The 17366-nt window shown below is 61.0% G+C and carries 15 protein-coding genes and 1 pseudogene; 7 read left to right on the forward strand and 9 right to left on the reverse strand.

Annotated features, from left to right (window positions below; translation table 11 throughout):
- Positions 1-196: 196 nt before the first annotated feature.
- The 3 genes and pseudogenes from mgtA (at position 197) to LDB26_RS07540 (ending at position 5292) form a co-directional block, all read left to right on the forward strand.
- Positions 197-2785 (forward strand): magnesium-translocating P-type ATPase, encoded by a 2589-nt coding sequence (gene mgtA / locus LDB26_RS07530; protein WP_257541479.1) that lies wholly within the window; start codon positions 197-199, stop codon positions 2783-2785.
- A 296-nt stretch (positions 2786-3081) separates the two neighbouring features.
- Positions 3082-4551, forward strand: a pseudogene (locus LDB26_RS07535) (catalase).
- 81 nt (positions 4552-4632) lie between these two features.
- Positions 4633-5292 (forward strand): NADPH-dependent FMN reductase, encoded by a 660-nt coding sequence (locus LDB26_RS07540; protein WP_257541481.1) that lies wholly within the window; start codon positions 4633-4635, stop codon positions 5290-5292.
- A 151-nt stretch (positions 5293-5443) separates the two neighbouring features.
- On the opposite strand, the gene wrbA is transcribed toward LDB26_RS07540, so the two are convergent.
- From wrbA to LDB26_RS07555, 3 genes are read right to left on the reverse strand one after another with little or no spacing between them, the layout of a single operon-like run.
- The gene (wrbA, locus tag LDB26_RS07545) at positions 5444-6043 is read right to left on the reverse strand and encodes an NAD(P)H:quinone oxidoreductase (RefSeq protein WP_257541483.1); all 600 of its coding nucleotides are present in this window, start codon (positions 6041-6043) and stop codon (positions 5444-5446) included.
- Positions 6040-6852, reverse strand: a complete 813-nt coding sequence (locus tag LDB26_RS07550) for a class III extradiol ring-cleavage dioxygenase (RefSeq protein ID WP_257541485.1) — start codon at positions 6850-6852, stop codon at positions 6040-6042. Before LDB26_RS07550 ends, wrbA begins: the two co-directional genes overlap by 4 nt.
- Before the next feature lie 5 nt (positions 6853-6857).
- The gene (locus LDB26_RS07555) at positions 6858-7319 is read right to left on the reverse strand and encodes a DoxX family protein (protein WP_306812058.1); all 462 of its coding nucleotides are present in this window, start codon (positions 7317-7319) and stop codon (positions 6858-6860) included.
- Positions 7320-7368: 49 nt separating this feature from the next.
- Between LDB26_RS07555 and LDB26_RS07560 the strand changes: the two genes are divergently transcribed.
- Both LDB26_RS07560 and LDB26_RS07565 read left to right on the forward strand, forming a co-directional pair.
- On the forward strand, positions 7369-8241 hold the full coding sequence (locus LDB26_RS07560) for a LysR family transcriptional regulator (RefSeq protein ID WP_257541487.1): 873 nt from the start codon (positions 7369-7371) through the stop codon (positions 8239-8241).
- A gap of 400 nt (positions 8242-8641) precedes the next feature.
- The gene (locus LDB26_RS07565) at positions 8642-10021 is read left to right on the forward strand and encodes an integrase family protein (RefSeq protein WP_226949049.1); all 1380 of its coding nucleotides are present in this window, start codon (positions 8642-8644) and stop codon (positions 10019-10021) included.
- A 411-nt stretch (positions 10022-10432) separates the two neighbouring features.
- On the opposite strand, the gene LDB26_RS07570 is transcribed toward LDB26_RS07565, so the two are convergent.
- The 6 genes from LDB26_RS07570 to LDB26_RS07595 all read right to left on the reverse strand — a co-directional run bounded on the left by LDB26_RS07570 (position 10433) and on the right by LDB26_RS07595 (position 15285).
- Entirely contained in the window at positions 10433-10735 is a 303-nt protein-coding gene (locus LDB26_RS07570) for a PIN domain-containing protein (RefSeq protein WP_142634134.1), read from the reverse strand.
- Positions 10736-11230: 495 nt separating this feature from the next.
- On the reverse strand, positions 11231-11788 hold the full coding sequence (locus LDB26_RS07575) for a 3'-5' exonuclease (protein WP_142634132.1): 558 nt from the start codon (positions 11786-11788) through the stop codon (positions 11231-11233).
- Complete coding sequence (locus LDB26_RS07580) at positions 11785-12951, reverse strand: hypothetical protein (protein WP_142634130.1); 1167 nt, start codon at positions 12949-12951, stop codon at positions 11785-11787. The genes LDB26_RS07575 and LDB26_RS07580 overlap by 4 nt, the downstream gene beginning before the upstream one ends.
- Complete coding sequence (locus LDB26_RS07585; RefSeq protein ID WP_142634128.1) at positions 12951-13847, reverse strand: ATP-binding protein; 897 nt, start codon at positions 13845-13847, stop codon at positions 12951-12953. The genes LDB26_RS07580 and LDB26_RS07585 overlap by 1 nt, the downstream gene beginning before the upstream one ends.
- On the reverse strand, positions 13844-14338 hold the full coding sequence (locus LDB26_RS07590; RefSeq protein ID WP_185928742.1) for a hypothetical protein: 495 nt from the start codon (positions 14336-14338) through the stop codon (positions 13844-13846). The genes LDB26_RS07585 and LDB26_RS07590 overlap by 4 nt, the downstream gene beginning before the upstream one ends.
- Before the next feature lie 2 nt (positions 14339-14340).
- The gene (locus LDB26_RS07595; RefSeq protein ID WP_257541489.1) at positions 14341-15285 is read right to left on the reverse strand and encodes a CBASS oligonucleotide cyclase; all 945 of its coding nucleotides are present in this window, start codon (positions 15283-15285) and stop codon (positions 14341-14343) included.
- A gap of 202 nt (positions 15286-15487) precedes the next feature.
- On the opposite strand from LDB26_RS07595, the gene LDB26_RS07600 reads away from it, so the two are divergent.
- Positions 15488-16552: an ImmA/IrrE family metallo-endopeptidase gene (locus LDB26_RS07600; protein WP_142634124.1), complete on the forward strand. Its 1065-nt coding sequence runs from the start codon at positions 15488-15490 to the stop codon at positions 16550-16552.
- 3 nt (positions 16553-16555) lie between these two features.
- Positions 16556-17047 (forward strand): hypothetical protein, encoded by a 492-nt coding sequence (locus LDB26_RS07605; protein WP_142634122.1) that lies wholly within the window; start codon positions 16556-16558, stop codon positions 17045-17047.
- Positions 17048-17366 lie beyond the last annotated feature (319 nt).

Below are 17366 nucleotides of genomic sequence, written 5' to 3' on the forward strand. Positions count from 1 at the left end.
TTTGAGCGCAGGGGCACCGCATACGGGATGTCCAATCTGGTGACAGGCATCGCGATGCGGGCGGCAGTTCAATGCCGCATCCCTGTTTGCAGTTCTGACTGTGTTGAGGCTTCTGCTGGTGCGCCGACAGCTTGATGCGCGTAACGAGGGTTTGAAAGTCTGATCGGGATCAGAGCTGGGGCGATTGGAAACGGGAATGGGCGGGGCAAGTGAAGATATTCCCTACTGGAGCCAAGACCCGTCCACGTTGACGGCATCGCTTGAGACCAGCCCGGTCGGCCTCTCGTCCGTTCAGGCGGCAACGCAATTCGGCCTCGTCGGCCCCAACAGCGTCGAAGATAACGCGCGTCTGAGCGCTCTGCGCCTGCTGCTTCGCCAGTTCGAAAGCCCACTCGTTCTCATCCTGGCCTTTGCCGCTGTCATCTCGCTGGTGCTCCAGCAATGGGTGGATGCGGCCATCATACTGGCGATTGTCCTTGGCAGCTCGCTGCTCAGCTTCTTCCAGGAATACCGGGCATCGTCCGCGGTAGAGGAACTCAAGAAGCGTCTGGCGCTGACCGCCCGGGTTCTGCGAGACGGTGTCGAACGGGACCTGCCGGTCAAAATGATTGTCCCCGGGGACGTTGTGCTACTGTCGGCCGGCAACCTCATCCCCGCCGATGGCCTGGTGATCGAGGCCGCAGACTTTCTGGTCAGCGAGGCGAGCATGACCGGCGAGTCCTTTCCGGTCGAAAAACGCCCCGGCATCGTCGCCCCAGACGCGCCGATAACCAAACGCACCAATTCCGTGTTCCTTGGGGCCTCGGTCCGCAGTGGTGCGGCGAAGGTGCTCGCGGTCAAGACCGGCCGCGCGACCGAGTTCGGCGCCATTGCGGCGCGGCTGAAGGCACGGCAGCCCGAAACGGACTTTGCCCGCGGCGTCAGGCAATTCGGCTATCTGCTCATCCGGGTCATGATCGTCATCGTGCTCTTCGTGCTGACGGTGAACCTGCTGCTCCACCGCCCGGTGATGGAGTCGCTGCTGTTCGCCGTGGCGCTGGCGGTGGGACTGTCGCCCGAACTGCTGCCGGCGATCATCAGCGTGACCTTGTCCGCAGGGGCCCGGGCGATGAGCAAGCGGGGCGTCATCGTGCGCCGGCTCGATGCGATCGAGAACCTCGGCAGCATGGACATCCTGTGCACCGACAAGACCGGGACGCTGACGGAGGGGACGCTCATCCTGAGCGAGGTGCTGGACTCTGCCAGTCAGCCTTCGGATGAGGTTCGGCAACTCGCGTTTCTGAACGCGGCCTTCGAGACGGGGATCGAGAACCCGCTCGATACCGCGATTGTCGCGGCCGGCGAAAGCGCCGGGCTGACGAAGCAGGGCTTCAACAAGATCGACGAAATCCCCTACGACTTCATGCGCCGTATGCTGACCATCGTCGTGGCCGAGGACGACTGCCCCGCGCAGCACCTCTTCATCACCAAGGGAGCCTTTGCCAACGTCCTCGCTAACTGCACATTCTTCCACCGCGACGGCGCCCAGGTTCCGCTGGATGCCGAGGCACGGGCGCGCCTGGACGCGGTGTTCGAGGCCAAGGGCGCTGAGGGCTTCCGGGTCCTGGCGCTCGCCACGCGGCGGGTTGCGGTAAAGCCGGACTATGACCGCGGAGACGAGTGCGACATGGTCTTTCGCGGCTTCCTGGTCTTTCTCGATCCGCCCAAGGCCGATGCACGGCGCACGATCGAGAACCTCAACCGGCTCGGTATCCGCATCAAGGTGATCAGCGGCGACAATCGCCATGTCACGGCGCATCTGGCGGAGGCTGTCGGTCTTGATGCAAGGTCGATGCTGACGGGAGAAGAACTGGCCAGGCTCAAGGACGAGGCGCTGTGGCACCTGGCGCCCCGGACCGACCTGTTCGTCGAGATCGACCCGCAACAGAAGGAGCGGATTGTCCGTGCGTTGCAGCGCACGGGCCACTCCGTCGGCTATCTGGGGGATGGCATCAACGATGCGCCGGCACTTCATGCGGCTGATGTCGGTATTTCCGTTGAGGAAGCCGTCGATGTTGCCCGCGAGAGCGCCGACATCATCCTGCTGAGCCGCGATCTCGATGTGCTGCGTTCGGGCGTCGAGGACGGCAGGGAGACATTCGCCAATACGCTCAAATACATCGCGATCACTACCAGCGCCAACTTCGGAAACATGATCAGCATGGCGCTGGTGACCCCGCTTCTTCCGTTCCTGCCGCTTGCCGCCAAGCAGATCCTGCTGAACAATTTTCTCTCCGATGTGCCCTCGGTCGCGATTTCCAGCGACAATGTCGATCCCGAGCGGGTCACCCGGCCGCAGCGCTGGAATGTTTCGGAAATCCGCAAGTTCATGATGGTCTTCGGGCTGGTCAGTTCGGTGTTTGACATCCTGACGTTCGCCCTGCTCGTGCTCGTATTCCGGGCGAGCGAGGCGTCTTTCCAGACATCGTGGTTCATGATTTCGCTGTTGACGGAACTGGCCGTCGTGCTCGTCCTGCGGACCCACAGGCCTGTGTTCCGCAGCAAGCCTAGCCAATTGCTGCTGTGGTCGACCATTGCCGTGGTTGCCGCGACATTCGCCATTCCCTTCCTGGGAACATTGACTTCGGTCTTTGGCTTCGTGCCGCTCTCGGCACCTCAGCTGATTGCGATTGCCGCGATTGTCCTGGGCTACATCGTGGCTACCGAGCTGACCAAGGCATGGTATTTTCGGTCGGAAAGATCCGGTGCCGGGCACGGGAAAAAGGCAGCTCGGGTCGACACTTGAGCCGGCGCGGTCAATCGTCGGGATGTGACAGAACTGACCCGCACTGCCGCCCGAAAATAGCCGCTGACGGGGAGGTCCGCGTCAGCAGCAAAGTATCAGATGCACAAAAAAAGAGGCAGCCGACAGGCTGCCTCGTGAGTTGCGCCAATATAACTTGGCTTCGGGTCGCAGACACAATCCTAATCGGATCGTGTTTCAGCGCAATGACGATTTTGGCAGACTGTCTCTGATCGCTGTTCTCTCCCGCCAAAGCATGAGACAAGCCATTCTCAGCGAGAACGCGGGAGAGGACCATCATGAGCGAGCATGACAACAGCCAGGGCAAGTGCCCGGTCACGCATTTGACGACCGATTTCGGGGCGCCGGTGCCTGACAACCAGAACAGCCTGACTGCCGGGCCACGCGGGCCTTTGCTGGCGCAGGATGTCTGGCTGAATGAGAAGCTGGCGAATTTCGTACGCGAGGTCATTCCCGAACGGCGCATGCACGCCAAGGGTTGAGGCGCATTCGGCACATTCACCGTCACCAACGACATTTCCCGCTATACCCGCGCGAAGTTCCTCTCGCAGGTCGGCAAGAAGACCGAGATGTTCGCCCGCTTCACCACTGTCGCCGGCGAGCGCGGGGCTGCCGATGCCGAGCGCGACATTCGCGGCTTCGCCCTCAAATTCTACACCGAGGAGGGCAACTGGGACATGGTGGGCAACAATACGCCCGTTTTCTTCCTGCGCGATCCGCGCAAGTTCCCCGACCTCAACAAGGCAGTGAAGCGCGATCCCCGCACCAACCTGCGCAGCGCCACTTACAACTGGGATTTCTGGACATTGCTGCCCGAAGCGCTGCACCAGGTGACCATCGTCATGTCCGATCGCGGCATCCCGAAGAGCTATCGCCACATGCATGGTTTCGGCAGCCACACCTACAGCCTGATCAATGCCGCAAACGAGCGTTTCTGGGTGAAGTTCCACTTCATCACCCAGCAGGGCATCGAGAACCTGACCGACGCCGAGGCGGGCGAACTGGTCGGCCAGGACCGCGAAAGCCACCAGCGCGATCTCTACGACGCCATCGAGGGCGGCAACTTCCCGAAGTGGAAGATGGCCGTGCAGATCATGCCGGAAGCCGATGCCGAAAAGGTGCCATACCACCCCTTCGACCTCACCAAGATCTGGCCGAAGGCGGATTACCCGCTGATCGAGGTCGGCGAGTTCGAGCTGAACCGCAACCCGGAGAACTTCTTCCTGGATGTGGAGCAATCTGCCTTCGCGCCATCTAACCTGGTGCCCGGCATCTCGGTCTCGCCCGACAAGATGCTGCAGGCCCGGCTGTTTAACTATGCCGATGCCCAGCGTTACCGGCTTGGGGTCAACTACCAGCAGATCCCGGTCAACGCCGCGCGCTGCCCGGTGTTCAGCAACCACCGCGACGGCCAGGGCAGGGTCGATGCCAACTACGGCGGCACCTTGCACTACGAACCCAACAGCTTTGGCCAGTGGCAGGAGCAGCCCCAATATCGCGAGCCGGCGCTCAAGATCACGGGAGACGCCGATTTCTGGAACTACCGCGAGGATGACGACGATTATTTCAGCCAGCCACGCGCACTGTTCCAGCTGATGACGCCCGCCCAGCAGCAGGTGCTGTTCGATAATACCGCCCGCGCAATGGGCGATGCGCCCGCTTTCATCAAGCAGCGCCATATCGCCAACTGCATCCATTGCGATCCTGCCTATGGCGCAGGTGTTGCCAAGGCGCTCGGCATGGCTTGATTATCAAACCGACAGGAAAGAGAGGTGCCGCGCCGCTCAGTCCGGCGCGCCTGTCGTTTCTGCAACCGAGGCAGCTAAAGAATGGCAATCAGTTTCCTTACTATCCTCGGTTCGGTTCGCGAGAGCACCCCGCCGCGGCCAGCCCGGTTGGGGGAACGCGTGGCCAAAGCGCTGCATGGGCGCGTTGCCCACTGCGGCCTGTCTGAACTCATCGACCCGCTCGACTGGCCGCTCGGCACCCCCTTCAAGCCCCACTTTGCGTACGCGGCCGGCCAAGCTCCGGCGCACCTGGATGAGCTGGCGCAAAAGATCAGCGCGGCCGATGCCTTCGTGATGGTCAGCCCTGAATACAATCATTCGATGAGCCCCGCGCTCGCCAACCTACTCAATCACTTCGGCTCCTCGCTGTTTGCTTGGAAGCCCAGCCTCATCGTCACCTATTCAGCCGGCCAGTGGGGCGGAACGCGGGCCGCAATTGGAATGCGATCGTTCCTGTCCGAGCTTGGCTGCCTGCCAGTTTCGGCCATGATTCACGTCCCCAAGGCGCAAGAAATCTTCGATGAGGGCGGAGGGTACAAAGTCGATGCCGACCCTCAGGCGTGGGCCGATTATTTGGCACGCGGGATAAACCAGCTGACATGGTGGGCCGAGGCCGCGCAAAAGCAACGCGCGATTGCCGGCGACCCAAGCGAGGCTTTTCTCGGAACGCCCGCACAGCGCAACGCACCGAGCCGCCAGTAGCGCAAAGGGAAGCCGCCTGAACATGTCGCCGGCTACGTTCTGAGCTACGATTTGTCCGAGTGCTTAGATCAACGCCAACGCGGCATCCTTTGTGCCCCCTCCGCGCGCCAGCTGCAGGGCGCAATCGCGTGATAGCGCCCTGCGTTCTAAATCAGCCGAACAGCTTGCCCGCCGTCCGGGTGACGCGCGCGCCGAGATAGCGGGCACCGGCGAGTTCATCCTCGTCGGGCTGGCGGCTGCCATCGCCGCCGGCAATGGTCGTGGCGCCGTAGGGCGCACCACCGCGGACCTTGTCATGGCCTGACTGACCCGCAAACCCGTAGTCGAGCCCGACGATGGTCATTCCAAAGTGCAGCATGTTGGTGATGAGCGAAAACAGGGTGGTTTCCTGACCACCATGCTGGGTGGCGGTCGAGGTGAACGCGGCGCCGACCTTGCCATTGAGCGCGCCGCGCGCCCACAGCCCGCCGGCCTGATCCAGAAATGCCGCCATCTGTGAAGAAATCCGCCCAAACCGCGTGCCAGTGCCGATGACAATGGCATCGTAGTTCTCGAGGTCGCCCACGGTCGCGACCGGGGCAGCCTGCTCGAGCTTGAAGTGGCTGGCGCGAGCCACCTCCTCAGGTACGGTTTCGGGTACGCGCTTGATATCGACCGTGGCGCCCGCTTCGCGCGCACCTTCCGCGATGGCCTGCGCCATCGTCTCGATATGGCCGTAAGTCGAATAATAGAGGACGAGAACCTTGCTCATGACTGATTTCCTTCTGGATTGATCGGCATAGTTGAGGCGCCGAAGGCGTAGGCATCCATGCGCAGGACGCCGTAGGTGTTGCTGGTGTGCAGGCGCTCCACGGGGGCGCTCGCCCCCGCCGCACCTAGGGCAACGAACAGCGGCAGGAGATGCTCCTCGGTCGGATGGTTGCGCTGCGCATGCGGGGCGAGGCGGCGATAGGCGAGGAGATCGCAGGTGCGTCCCTCCTTGAGCGCCGCATCGAACCAGGCGGCGAAGGTGCTAACCCATTCGGGCTCTGCCATGCCTGCCTGGCCGCGCCAGCTCGAAAGGTCGTGCGTGAAGCTGCCGCTGGCGATGATCAGCACGCCTTCGTTTGCGAGCGGTGCGATCGCGCGGCCGACCTCTAGGTGATGCCCCGGACCAAGCTGGCTTTGCACCGATAGCTGAACCACCGGGATGTCGGCCTCCGGCCAGGCAAGCATCAGCGGCACCCAGGCCCCATGGTCGAGCCCCCTTGCCGAATCCGTCGCCGAGGGAAGTCCGGCCTCGGCGAGAAGATCGACGATCCGGTCGGCAAGCTGCGGGTCACCCGGGGCGGGATAGGTCAGCCGGTACAGCGCGTCCGGAAAGCCCGCGAAGTCGTGGATCGTCCGGTTACGTTCGACCGCGTTGACGGTGGGGACGCGCGTTTCCCAGTGGGCGGATACCGCCAGGATTGCGCGCGGCCGCGGCATTGCCGTCGCCAGGCCCTTGAGGAAGTGGCGGGCGGCCACATCCTCAAAGGGCAGCGTCGGCGCACCGTGCGAAAGAAACAGCGGGCGGAGCATTTCGCTTACGCCTTCTGCTTCAGCGGGTTGCCGATGGCATTGGCGCCGTCGCCCATGATGGCCTGCGCCGCCAGCACGATGGTCCAGAACACCGGAAACTCCCAACCACCACCGGTATTGGAGAAGGTGAAGCCGTTGCCTGCGTGCGGCACGATCGCCCCGATCATGATCGGCAGCGCTGCCAGTGCCGCCCAGCGCGTCATGAAGCCCAGGATCAATGCGAGACCAAGCCCGATCTCGCCGGCCATGACCGGATAAGCCAGAATGCCGGGAAAGCCGATGCTTTCGAAGAAACCAGCCGTTCCGGCGGGCGTGAACACCAGGAGCTTGATCAGCCCGTGGGTGAGGAGGAGGGCGCCGCTGGTCACGCGGAGCAGGGCAATCGCCTGCGAAGTCGAAGCTGTTTGAGTCATGGTCAATCGTCCTGTGTGTCGTTGACCCTGAGGTACACGGTTGCACGAGTGCATGGCATTCGCAAAGTTTGACTAGTGGCCATGCGTTTTCGTATGGAAGTGCATGGATTGGGACGATCTCCGCACATTCCTCGCGATCGCCCGGCACGGTACGCTCTCCGCTGCCGCGCGCTCGCTTGGCGTAACCCAGCCGACGACGGGGCGCCGGCTCACGGCGATGGAAGAGCGCACGGGCGCGCGTCTGCTGCAGCGGCTGCCCGGCGGCTACGCCCTGACCCCGCTCGGTGAGACTATTCTTGGTAACGCAGAACGGGTCGAGGCAGAGGTTCTCGCCGCAGAGCGCACCATCACCGGGAAGGACATCGCGCTGGAAGGCCTGGTCAGGCTGACCACGGTCGATACGCTGGCCGCGCGGATCGTCACTCCGGCGCTCGCCGACCTGCAAGCGAAACACCCTGGCATCATTGTTGAGCTGGTTCCCGACACGCGTTCGCTCAGCCTGTCCAAGCGGGAGGCGGATATCGCTCTGCGCATGTCACGCTTCGAGGGGAACGAGGTGGCAGCCCGACGCGTCGGCGCGCTCGCCATGGGACTGTACGCATCTCCGGATATGGCCCGGCGCATCGCGGAGGGGCAAGCCCGCCTCGTAACGGTGCTCGACGATCAGGTGCACTTGCCGGAGGCCAAATGGCTGCGGGATGCCTTTCCCAATGCGCTTATCGGTTTTCGCTCCAACAGCCGCGAAGTGCAGGTTCACGCGACTCTTGCAGGCGCCGGGGTTGCGGCGCTCGCCCGCTATCGTGCCGATGGGGAGGGCGGGCTAGTTCGCCTGCACCCCGAAAGACCTGACCTTGTTCGAGACATCTGGATAGGTGTGCATGTCGACATGCGCCACATGCCGAGAGTGCGGGCAGTGACCGATACAGTTGTCGAAGCACTGCGGAAAAACGCCGCGATTCTCAATCCGGGTCACTGAACCCCAGGTGTTGATCGAGCAAGACAGGCTCGAGCACACGATGGATCCAGCTTTTCATCGCAATGCCTTGATCAACCGTCGCTGGATCCGCTGCTACCTAGAGAGCTACCTAGCGATCTGCGAGCGGAAATCCGGTTGGCCCAAGGGCCATTTAACACACAGAAATATAGAGGGAATTTGGTGGACGCACTAGGGCTCGAACCTAGGACCCGCTGATTAAGAGAAATTGGATTCGGCGTCTCGCGGTGGAACATGGAGTAACCTTGGGGCACATCGTGTCACCTATGAAGTCTATGATTTCCCTTTATTTTCCTACCTTTTCCCGGCAATATCCTGAGCAAGCTGAAATGGGGCATTACTTCCGATTTGCTGCACAGTTTGCTGCACACTTGAGGCTGCTATGGCTACAAAAAAATTCTCTGATCCGTGGCTCCGAGGGCTGAAAGCTGCTGAGCCTGGGTCTCGCGATGAGTGGATGGACGAAATCGAGGCTGGGTTGATCGTTCGCGTCAATCCGAAGCGCCGGGTGTCGTTTCTTCTCATGGCGCGATTTCCAGGAGGTGATGGCACAACGCTGCACGCTAGCCGGCGTGTTCTCGGAGATTATTGCCCGGCTGACGCGAAGGACCGCGTGTATGTCGTCGCTAAGGGCGTCTGTAGACTCACACTAGACGCCGCTCGCCAGAAGGCGCGCGAATGGAAGGCGATAATCGCCGAGGGTAGGGATCCCGGCAAACCTGAGGCTGAGGCTGAGGCTGAACCTGAAGTTGAATCAGACACCATCGCGTCGGTTTTCGCCGAGTATTTTAAGCGCCATGTTATGAAAGAGGGGCAGAAAGACGGTCGCGGCAAGCCACTCGCGCCGCTGCGGTCCGCCAGCGAAATCCAACGGATATTTGACCACTACATCTTCGCCGATCTCGACGGCAATGAGCGGTGGCGCGACCGTTTGATCGCATCCATCGCCCGGCGTGATGTGACTAAACTGCTCGATACGATCCAGGATGCCAGCGGTGCAACACAATCAGACGCGGTGCTCGCTCAGCTTAGCGCGATGTTCAATTGGCACGCCGCGCGTGATGATGATTTCGTATCCCCGATCGTGCGGGGGATGAAACGCACCAAGTCATCCGAGCGGAAGCGCAAACGTATCCTCAGCGACGAGGAAATCCGAATTTTCTGGCGAGCGTGCGAGACCCAAGGCACTTTCGGCGCTTTCTGTCAGTCATTGCTCCTGACGCTCCAGCGGCGTGAGAAATTGAGACTTATGCATCGGGACTTCCTCACGTCTGATGGTTTGTGGGCGATTCCGACCGAAGATCGTGAGAAGGGCAACGCCGAGTATATCAGGCTGCCTCCTATGGTTATGCAGATCGTTCGCAAGCAGCCTACTAGTGCAAGCGCTCCCTTTATCTTCCAAGGACGCTTGAAAGGGCCGATCAATGGCTTCACCAAGGACAAGGCGGCGCTCGATGCCAAGATGGAGGAGATCGCTGGCCATCCGATCCCGCATTGGGTGTTGCACGATTTGCGACGCACTGGAAAAACACTGATGATCCGATCTGGCGTCTCCCCGCACGTCTCCGAGCGGGTGATGGGGCATGTTATACCTGGCGTGGAAGGTGTCTACGATCAGTATGAGTATCTGGCTGAAAAGACGGCCGCCCTTAGAAAGCTGGCAGCGTTGGTGGCGCGGATTCTCAATCCGAAAGACAATATCGTTTCGCTGAAGCCCGGGCTTCGATCCAAATCGCTTACCAAGAAAAAGGCCTCGGGATAGATCGAGAACCCTTTGCCCATTACCTACGGGAATCGAACCGGGCGACCGGGGTAATACAGGGTAATGCAGGGGAAGCAAGCCCTTGAATTGCCTTTGGTGAATTACCCTGTGTTACCCTCCAATCCCCTAAATGGGCCACCTAAATGGGCCATGTTAGCACCTATAAAGCGGCTGCGGCATCAAGTGGGCTGGCTATGCGGAATATGACCGCAAAGCTGCCAAACTTAACCAGCTAGGGCTGACCGATCATTCGGACGCGGCCAATAGTGCGGCGAATTTCAGGTGTGTGTCCTCGCGCAGCGGATCGACGATTGTCAGTCCTCGCGTCCCGAAACCATCCTGCATGTCCTTGAACAGGAGCAACGTACAACCTGCCTCGGCGGCGGCCGTGACAATGAGCGCATCCGAGAATTATAGCTTGTGGTCGATAACGAGATCGGCTGCCGCCAGTGCAGTCCTTGTCTCCGAAGCCGACGTCCCGAACGCTTCGGAAAACTCCAGCAGGATCGCGCGCGCCTCCTGTGCGCTTGCTCCGCCACGCCGCAGGACGACAAAGAGTTCTCCGAGCGTCTGCGTCGGGGCGATCAAACTGGCGTTATTCCCGAGACGCCCGATCAGTTCACGGACCCGCACGATTTTTGGTTCGTCCTCCGCGCTTCGGCTAACGCCGGCGAGATAAGCAAGGATGTTGCTGTCCAGGGCGACGCGGGTCATTCGTACAGATCGTCGCGCGACCACTCCCCCGAATGCCGGACGGGCAGGCCTGCGACGAAAGCCAGCAGTCTCTGCACCGAGCGCTTCTCCCGATGGCGATATCGTCAGCTATTCGTTTCGCGAGGCGAGGGATCTGATCGCCTGGCTGCGGGAGGATGGCGACTATATGGATTGGTATTGCAGCGGAGGCGTTGGTGTCGTGGTTCCCTGGATCGGGGATGCACTGGCCGCCGAGGGGTGGAACTGGACAACGACAGAGAGAAAGATTGCCTCTTCGAGTTGAGGAATGGCGATAGCGATACACCGGTGCAACGTCGGCTTTGGCGGACAATGGGGGACTGACCGGAATTCGACGCTGGATCGATGAAGCCGCCCTTCGTTCAGTTAAGGCGCGCTCTGCACTTGGCGCTGAAGCAGGCAACATTGTCGTGCAACCTCGTAACTAAGAAGCAGCACTCAAGCCTCCGTTGCATCGGATAATTTAAGCTTGGGATATCATTCCCCTTGAGGCACAAGTTTTGCCCGGATTAGCCGGAATATCTCTGCCTGATAGCGAGCATCGGCCAGGGCATCGTGTGTGCCAGTAAGGGTCGGCGCGAGCTTTTGCGCGATCCGGCTCGACCGGGTGTCCGCCCAGGAACAGCCGGTCGCTCCCATATACAGCGCCTTGATGTCGAGCGCGGTGAAGCCGAATGGGTTCTCCCCAAGGAAGCAATGGAAATAGTAATTGATGAATGACCAGTCGAAGGGAGCGTTGAACCCGACGAATATGATGGTCGCATCATTGCCGCCCAGATCAGCCAGCCATCGCGCAAATTTCTCCATGGCGAGACGAGGTTCCTCGCCAGTTTGCGCCAGCGTCGCCAGGGACAGTCCGGTTACTTCGAGAGCCTTGGGATCGAACCTGTTACCGATGGGTTTGAGCTGACAGGAAAAGGCCTCTTCCGGCGCGAAGGCCAAGCAGGCCCCAATGGACAGCAGACTGTATTCGCCCGGGATAGGCCCCGCCGTCTCGACATCGACGGAAACGAATATCTCGCGCTTTTCGCTCATGAGATCAGCGGCTCCGTTGGCACAAGAGAGGGGCGATTGCGGATCGCGTTCCAATGTTCGCGAAATGCGCGTTTGCGATCCTCGGCACTGCCGCTCGTTTTCCAGTGTAGGCCGGAAAATGTCGTGATGTCGAATGGCAGGCTGGCCCCCTCGCGCACCATGACCATGGTCGGCAGGCAGCGTCCAAGGGCATAGCCCAGTTCGAGGAAGCAGTTGGGCCGGGCACCGGTGATATCGGCCAGAACAATGCTGCTGCGATGCAGCTTGGCGAATATTTCCTGATCGATACGCGCATGCTCATAGGTTTGCCGCCCATCGATCACGACCAGACGGTAACCCAGTTCGTCCTCGATCACCGGCTTGACCACCATATCGAAAAAGGTCTGGACGTCATCATAGTCCTCGAGATCGGGATTGAGCAGGCGAACCGCGAAGGCTTTTGGCCGCTCCAACGCCTCGAGAAGATCGACCAGCGCGGAGATGCGATCCGGGATAGCCTGCCGGCTCGGAAAGCCGATCCGGTTGATCCAGTCATGGGCATCGCCATCATCCGCGATCTGGAACAGGCGGCGGGTATGGCTGCTCGCCAGCCCGAAATTATAAAGCCGCCGTGCGCCCTTCGTCTCTGCGCAGAGCGGCAGATTGAGCGGCACGATCGGCTTGCCGGCATCGTGATAGAGGTTGGCCAGATAAAGAACGCCTTCATCTCCGCCCAGGACGACGAGCACATCGCCAAAGCGCGCCTGCGCCTCCATCCGCTTGCTGTTCATATTCCATTGGGCGGCACTCTCGATCTTCACGAGCTGGGACGAGCGCAGTTCGTCCCAGAGCCCGGTGTGCTCCTCGGGGATCTGCTCCTCGGTCTTGTGATGCTGGACGGCGACCACGAAGGGGCCTGGCACATTGGGCGGTCTTTGCGCCAGACTGTCCTTCACGGCCTTCCAGATCAGCCAGTCGAAACAGATCGGCATGCCGTCGGCTTCGCGGACAGGTTCGGCATCGACCGGGATGACGAAATTGGCGCCGCGCCTGACCAGTTCCCTGACCAGACCGGCAAGGAATGTGCGGGCGGCTTCCACGTCGGCCGTCGGCGCGACGGCGATATCCTTGGTGGTGCTGCCGGAGATGTGGATGCGGCGTCCGAACAGCGGTGATCGCGCCATCACTTGTCCTCCATGACGGGCGAGGCCTGAAGCGTGGTCGCAACCGAGAGCAGATCCTCGAACCGCAAGGCGCGATCAGGATAGGCCTGGGCGAGCGCCGTTGGATAGAGCCGCGTGCGGATATCGGAATAGGTCCATGGCGGGCGTCCCTCGCGCGCCGCCGTGGCCTGAACCAATTGACCGATCTGCGTCGTACTCGCATCGAGGCCCGCCAGATCCATCCGGAAGAGTTCGCCGCGTTCCGCGTCCGATGGCCGGCAGAACTCTTCGACGATCGCCGCACGGCGCCTGAGCGCCGCGTCGAGAACCGACAGGCGGTTGGTGCACAGGATGACGACGATACGCCCGCCATATTGGCGCAGGTCATCGACGCCCTGGATCAGCGTGTTGACCGCGACCTTGTCTTCATGATGGCTGTGGTCCTGTGAACGCGATGCGCCCAGGCTGTCCCCTTCATCGATGATGAGGATGGCGCGGCGGCTCTTGCCGGCAGCCTGGACGACCTTCTGGAAGGCTTCGGTGATGAGGCTTCCCATCTCGCCTACCATGCCGCTGCCGCGCACCCGGTTCGACAGCTTGAACAGCATGGAGTCGGAGCTCCTGGCCTCCGCGACAAGCCGGTTTGCGATACATTCCGCTGTCGCCGTCTTGCCGGTGCCGACGTCGCCATGAAAGATCACCAGCGGATATTGCTCGGCGACGAGATCGCACAGGGCGAGCTTGCCGCCATGCTTCTGACGATTCCAGTCACCCAGGGCGCCGACATTGAGCAGCAGGCGAAGCTGGTCGTGGACGCGGGTATAGCGGGCATCGAACCCCAACAGCCGCTTTTCCCGCCCGGCCAGGACATCGCTGGGCAGCGCGATTTCGCTATCGAAGATGCTCGGCTGGCTCATGCTGCCCAATCCTTGCGCTGCATGCCATAGGCATTGCTGACATAATTGCGCCCGCCCGAAGAACTCAGGCTCGAATGGCTTGTATCGTCATAGGACGTTGTCCATCCGATCTTGAGCTTGCCGCTCGTCTTCTGGCGCGCTTCCTCGGTATAAGCGGCGGTATAGCTGATGATAATCCGCAGCGTCGCCCCCGATAGGCGGGGCCAGAGCACACCGCCCGGGCGGCTTGTGATCAGGCCGCCGGCATCGGTATCGACATCGAACCGGACGGCCTTCTTCTCGACCCCATATTGGAGCAGGGTGAGATCGACCCAGGCGAGATAGCCCGCCTTGGCCAGAACCTCGATGTCATGGGCATAGTCGGCGGCCTGCTGCGCCGTCCAGGCACCGGTGCTGTCGGCGATCATGGCAAGATCGGCCTTTACCCGGCGCACGACATTCTCGACGTCGGTCGTCGTATAGGTGGCGGATGCCGTTCGCGTCTGGCTCATGATCAGTCCTCCACCTTGAAGCCGGGGCCGAAGAGTTCCTTCCAGACCCCATTGTCGTCTTCCACGGATGCGAAGTTTGCCGTCTCCCAGGCCTCCTGCGCCGCGGTGACGATTTCCTTGCGTTCCGCCTCGGAAATCCGGCTGGCGACATTGTTGAGACTGTAAACCGGATCGAGGATCACAACGGGATCGGAGAACGATCCGAAGGGGGCGGTGTTTTCCGGGAAGCGGATTTCCTCCTTCAGACCCGATTGGGCGATATAGAGGAGGAAGTTGCGAAAGCGCTGTTCGATGCTGCCTGCCTTGCCCTGGGTCGCGAGAACGTGCGCCATGATCAGTTCGATGGTGAACGACTTGAGCGGCTTGAGTTCGGCATAGTTGCGCCACTTCTTCCCCATGCGCACGAGCGTGCGGAAATCCCCGTCCTGGTTCTTGCGGTCACGCACGAACTGGATCTGGCAGGGCGCGCAGGTCTGGATCTTCGAACCATCGTGGATGTCATATTGCCAGCCATATCCCGGCCGGCTGGCATCCTCGATCACAGGCACGATATCCACGCTGAGTCCCGACCCCACGAACTTCACCGTGGCGGCCTTGCGCTGAATCTCGAAGTCCTCGACCGATTTGTTCGGATAGATCTTGACCAGCAGATCGTAGATCGTGGCGCTGAGGCTATCGAGGGTTTCTTTGGTCGCGTCGCGGTCCGAGATGTAGAACACCACATCAACGTCCACCGGGTCCGACGCCGTCCGGCGCAGGATAGTGAACTTGGCGAAGGAGCCCGCCTTCACCACCTTGGTGATCTTGATTTCAGTCTTGTCGCGGACGCTCTTGCACAGCTCGGTGATCAGCCGGTCTACCTGCGCGTGATATTCCTTCCGCTTGTCCGCCGGCAAGCGCAGGACGTTGCTATCATAATATCGCAGTTGCGTGTTACTCAAACCCATTGCCCACCCCTTTCCGGCTCGGCATCGCAAGCCGGACAGAGGCCGGCTCCCTCGCGCCATCGGTTTACAAGAAACGAGGAAATCGTGGCGTTGAGCGAAATTTAGGATCAGTTTACCGCATTTCAAGAGGTTTCAGTTTACAAAATACATCTTATATCGCAGCTATGGAAACCAGCCTGTGGGGGCGATGAAGGAGACCATCATGATCGGAAACAAGCTCAAGGTCGCGAGGTCGGCGTCCGGCCTGTCGCTGCGTGCGCTGGCCGATGCGATGGATGGCGTAGTTTCTGCCCAGGCCATCGGCAAATATGAGCGCAACGAGGACATGCCGAGTTCTCGCGTCCTGATCGCGCTTGCCAGGGCGTTGGCGGTTTCCGAGGAATATCTGCTGAGCGAGGATGAGCTATCGCTGGAAGGCGTGGACTTTCGCAAGAAGGTGGGCACGTCCTCCCGCGAGGAAGCCATGCTCGAGGCGCGCGCAATCCACATGCTCGAACGCTATCTCGCGGTCGAGGACATGCTCCAGATGCGTAGTGTCGAATGGGAGCAGCCGCGCAGTGCGCCGCATCCGGTGGCCGATATCCGCGATGCCGAGGATGCGGCCCGTTCCGTTCGGGACGACTGGGGGCTCGGCAACGACCCTATTCCGCATCTGGCCGAGTTGCTGGAAGAGCGCGGTATCAAAGTACTGTCGCTCGATCTCGATGACGTGGATGGGCTTGCTGCCAAGGTGCGGCGCAAGGGCAGCGATGCGGCGCGTGTCATCGTTATCAAGCAAAGCTCCTGGTCGGAGCGCAAGCGCTTCAATCTGGCGCATGAACTTGGCCATATGGTCATCGCTCCCTCCGGGGGCGTGGATGAGGAAAAGGCCGCGCATCGCTTCGCCGGCGCATTCCTGATGCCAGCAGATGTGCTGCGCGCCGAAGTCGGCGCCCACCGCTCCTCGATCAGCATCGGCGAGCTGGTTGCGCTTAAGAAGCTGTTCGGAGTCAGCATCCAGGCCCTGGCCTATCGCTGCAAAGATCTGGGCATCATTAATCAGGCCGCATGTGCCCGCCTTTTCAAGGTTTTTGCGGAACGGGGCTGGCGCACGGCACCCTTCGAGGAACCGGAGAGCATGAAGCCGGAACTGGAAGAGCCGCGTCGCTTCGAGCGGCTATGCTATCGCGCTCTGGCTGAAGGCGTGATCGGAGAATCGCGGGCCGCCGAGCTACTCGGCATCTCCGTGCGTGAGCTCGACCGTCGACTGGATCAGGTGGCAGCCTGATCCGTGACGGTCTTGGTTTCCGACACTTCGGTCATCATCGACCTCGAGCGGGCTGACCTTCTCGATGAGATGTTCCTGCTGCCCTTCGAGTTCGCGGTGCCCGATCTCCTCTACGTTCGCGAACTGGAGGGAGAACTCGGCGACAGGCTGATGGCGCTCGGGCTGCGTGTGGAGGAACTCACGGTCTCCGAACTGCGACGCGCGACCGGCGTCAATCGCCAGCATCAGAAGCTCTCAGTGCCCGACACCTTTGCCTTCGCACTTGCGGAGTCGCGGACATGGACGCTGTTGACCGGCGATGGAATCCTGCGCGAACTAGCCACTGCCGAACAGATCGCCATGCATGGGGTTCTGTGGCTCTTTGACCAGATGGCCGATGGCAATCATGTTCAGTTCAACCGGTTGCATGGCGGTCTGACCCAGCTTTTCGAGCATCCGCGCTGCCGCCTTCCTGCGAATGAGGTAAACCATCGTCTGGCTCGGTTTGCCGGCTGACATGGCTAGACAGGACAAAGACCAGTCGAGGGCTCGTCCAAGCGCGAAACAGTCGGGTTAGCTTAATAATTGCCCTTGAATACGCGGGATCGGCAACGCCAGTGCGGCGCAATGCCCTACGCCCGGAGGCCAAGAATCAGCGTGACCTCGCAGCCACAAAATGGCAGGTCTTCTAAATGGGGGCCATCTTGAAAATAATCCGTATCATCGGACTTTATGTCGTCTTTTTTATTGTCAGCGCGATAATATCGGCGTCCCTATTGGACAGCCTTCCTGACGCGATCGAAGCCCTCTTTATCCTAGTCGCACCGGTTGTACT

The organism is Sphingobium sp. CFD-1 (assembly GCF_024611115.1).
Taxonomy (GTDB): Bacteria; Pseudomonadota; Alphaproteobacteria; order Sphingomonadales; family Sphingomonadaceae; genus Sphingobium; species Sphingobium baderi_A.